Origin of the sequence: Paraburkholderia guartelaensis (genome assembly GCF_004353905.1) — a bacterium.
In the GTDB taxonomy this organism is placed as follows: domain Bacteria; phylum Pseudomonadota; class Gammaproteobacteria; order Burkholderiales; family Burkholderiaceae; genus Paraburkholderia; species Paraburkholderia guartelaensis.
On record NZ_SMOD01000120.1, the window covers coordinates 1 to 3,227 of the forward strand.

The window sequence follows — 3,227 nt, forward strand, 5'->3', positions numbered from 1 at the left end:
AGGCATCACGCGAGGCATCACGCGGAGACTACGAGCGATGATCAGACGGCGCAGTGCGATCGAGCCAGCCATCGGCCACATGAAGACAGATGGCAAACTCGATCGGAACTGGCTGAAGGGAGCGCTCGGTGACGCGATGCACGCTGTGCTATGCGGCGCCGGTCACAACCTGCGGATGATCCTGAGGAAGCTGCGGCTTTTTTACGCCCTTGTTCTCATCGCCCTGTTCTTCGCTGTCGATCAGAGAGCATCCGCCCGCTGACGCCGATGTTGCCGATGACGGCCAAAACGAATTGTTCAGGGGCGACTCAGTAAGTTTCACGCGGCGACCCGCCAGCGACACAGGCCCGAATCGAACGCCCGCTCATCGCTCAAAGCGAAACCTCGAAATACAACAGTGTCGTCTTCACGTTGTCGGTCGCCGCCGCCGGAGCCGGGTCTTGGTCGGTTCTCAACACGCTGCCGCGTCCCTGAATCGCGGCTTCGAGTGCCTCGACCGGCGACGGAAGCGGGAGCTTGCCCCAGCCTTTCTTGACCGCCATGTCGTGATCGACCGGAATCATGGCGTAGCGCAGATTGGACATCAGCTGCACGCCTTTGCTCCTTGAGCGTCGCATTGGGACTGCCGTGATGCCCGACCTTGTAGAAAATGGACCGGCGCAGCAGATCGGTTCCCGAAACCGTGCCTGCGCCAACGTTCCAGTTGCACCCGGACCATGTCAGCCAGTTGCCGACCTGCGCATCGGCGGCAAACAGCAGCACGTCGTCGCCGTCGAGCTCAATTGCGAGCACGAGGCTCGTGTTGTTCGTCATGTTGTCGAGGGCGATGGCGAGCGCGGTCGCGGCGCCGAGATAGTCGGAGTCGATCCTGCGCCAGTCGCCGCCGCTCCAGTACTGCCGCTGGAAAAACGGCTGCTGGCGGCCTACATCGTCCGGAATTCGCCATGCGTTGCCAAATGGAATCGCCGCGTCATCACCGAATGCGTAAGCTGCGTTCGCGAGCGAATAGGTTTCGGGCGCGGCGCTCGACGGCTGGGTCTTCCTGGGGTCGCTTGAGAAAACGGAAAATAAAGCACGTGTGCGACGTGAGGTCGCGCCAGTTATGGTCTCGGCCCGTAAGGGACAGTGAGACTTGTTGTTCCCTCAGCAATAGCCTACCGGGGCGAGCGTGGCTGGTAACGGCTGGGTTCGAAGCCCTCGGGACAATGAAGTCCTTCGCAAGAGAAGAGCGGGCCGCGAGGCAAGCTCAACTGCTGCCAGCATCAGGCGGCAGGGACGCTAGGCTGGACAGGATGGTCAACGTAAGTGAACCGCCGTAACTTTCGTTAAATTTGACAAGCCCAAGATGCCGGCAGGCTTGGACCAAAAGGTATGTGACGGGTTGCTCGATACGTGCTGCGAGCAACAGGGACAGACAGTCACCGGAAGAAAGGCGGGACCTAAGCTGTTCGTGTAACTGGCGTGGAACACGGTAAGCCCGAATCTTCGCCCCCGTGGCAGGCGAACCGCAAGGAACGCTGACGGGGATGCGGGTAGAGGATGGTCGAAAAAGCGAATGCCACCAGGTAATGGGGTGGATAGGGGTTGAGGCAAAGGGTCATCGAAGCCCTCTCTAATCGCGAGCATGGCCTTTGCGAACAGTTCCGGACTCTGATCCAGTTACTTGTGGAGCGCTTACGCGAACTGGGCAACAAGGCAGCTGAACTGGAGGGACGCATCCGCGCGATGCATCGTACGGATGAGGCCGGGCAACTTCTCGAAACAATTCCCGGAGTCGGGCCGCTCACCGCTTCCGCGCTGGCAGCATCAATCGGTAACCCACGAGCGTTTCGGGACGGCCGCGAACTCGCTGCATGGCTGGGTCTCGTCCCGCGTCAGCACTCCTCGGGAGGCAAGCCACGTTTGCTGGGCATCAGCAAGCGCGGCGATACAGCACTACGAACACTGCTGATTCGTAAGCGCCTCAGCTGGACCGTTCGTCCATTCGCGTGCGCGTAAAGCATGATTGTGAACTGGAGCTACCGGTCAGGTAGAGGGCTGTGGCGGACTGGCTGGCTTGTGCAACTTGTCGGCCACACGCCAAGGCAGGAGTTCGTCGATGCGATTGATTTTGTGATCGCCGATATGGGTTAGCACATAGTCGAGGTAGGCACGCGGATCGATGTCATTCAGTGCGCAAGTGCCAATCAGTGCATACATCGCAGCTGCCCGTTCGCCGCCGCTGTCTGAGCCGGCGAATAAAAAATTCTTCCGGCCCAGGCTTACACAACGCAGCGCGTTCTCTGCGATGTTGTTGTCAATCTCGAGCGTACCGTCTTCGCAATACAACGTCAGTGCGCTCCACTGGTTCAGCGTGTAGTTGATCGCCTTGGCCGTATCGGACTTCGACGACAGCGTTTCGAGCTTTGCCCTGAGCCACGCTTCGTAGATTTGAAGCAGTGGTCTGGCTTTCTCCTGCCGTATTCGCAGCCGTTCGGCGACGGGCCTGCCGCGAATGGAGGCCTCGATGTCGTAGAGCCCGCCAATATATTCGAGTGCTTTTTGTGTTGTGTCAGATGGCGTGCGCACGTGGATGTCGTAGAACTTTCTCCTCGCGTGGGCATGGCATGCCGCCTCGCGTATCGAGCCATCGCGGAACAATTCGTCGAAGCCTGCGTAAGCGTCCGCTTGCAGAATCCCTTTGAAGCTGGCGAGATGGGTTTGAGGATGGATGCCTTGCCGGTTCGGCGAGTACGCGAACCAGACCGAAGCCGGTTGCGTCGAGCCCGAGCGACGATCGTCGCGCACGTAGACCCATAGCCGGCCGGTACGGGTCTTCCTGTTGCCCGGTGAGAGAACCGGGATCGGCGTGTCATCGGCGTGCAGCTTGGTGGCCGACACCGTATAGCGGCGCAGCGCCTCTGTTAGCGGTGCGCACAGCGCCTCGCACTGGCCGACCCAGTGTCGCGCGCAGTTGTAAATTGATACGGCAACGCAGTTAGGAATTGATACACCTCGTTGTAGGGTTGCTCCTTTTGGGCGGCCCGTGATCAGCTACGAGGAGTACATGGAAATCGAGATTCTGCGTCGCCAGGGAAACAGCCTCCGGGACATCGCAGTCGAGACCGGCATGGCAGTTAACACAGTCAGGAAGTATCTGAAATCGGGTCCGCCGCAACGCAAGGCCCGTCAGCCGGTACCGGGCAAACTTGCGCCGTTCAAGACGTATCTGCAGGGCCGCGTGGAAG

At 59.9% G+C, this 3,227-nt stretch carries 2 protein-coding genes and 4 pseudogenes; 4 read left to right on the forward strand and 2 right to left on the reverse strand.

Annotated elements, in window-relative coordinates:
- Positions 1 to 262: pseudogene (locus E1N52_RS43230) on the forward strand (IS5/IS1182 family transposase); the annotation flags it as partial.
- 109 nt (positions 263 to 371) lie between these two features.
- On the opposite strand, the gene E1N52_RS43235 reads toward E1N52_RS43230, so the two are convergent.
- A complete protein-coding gene (locus E1N52_RS43235; RefSeq protein WP_133191187.1) occupies positions 372 to 584 on the reverse strand; it encodes a hypothetical protein in 213 nt (70 codons plus the stop codon).
- Between the two features lie 46 nt (positions 585 to 630).
- On the opposite strand from E1N52_RS43235, the gene E1N52_RS43240 reads away from it, so the two are divergent.
- Both E1N52_RS43240 and E1N52_RS43245 read left to right on the forward strand, forming a co-directional pair.
- A complete protein-coding gene (locus tag E1N52_RS43240) occupies positions 631 to 1,056 on the forward strand; it encodes a hypothetical protein (protein ID WP_133191189.1) in 426 nt (141 codons plus the stop codon).
- A 687-nt stretch (positions 1,057 to 1,743) separates the two neighbouring features.
- A pseudogene (locus E1N52_RS43245) lies at positions 1,744 to 1,953 on the forward strand (transposase); the annotation flags it as partial.
- A gap of 72 nt (positions 1,954 to 2,025) precedes the next feature.
- Here E1N52_RS43245 and tnpC read toward each other — a convergent pair.
- Positions 2,026 to 2,940: pseudogene (gene tnpC / locus E1N52_RS43250) on the reverse strand (IS66 family transposase); the annotation flags it as partial.
- Between the two features lie 85 nt (positions 2,941 to 3,025).
- Between tnpC and E1N52_RS43255 the strand changes: the two are divergent.
- Positions 3,026 to 3,227 (forward strand): annotated as a pseudogene (locus E1N52_RS43255) (IS21 family transposase); the annotation flags it as partial.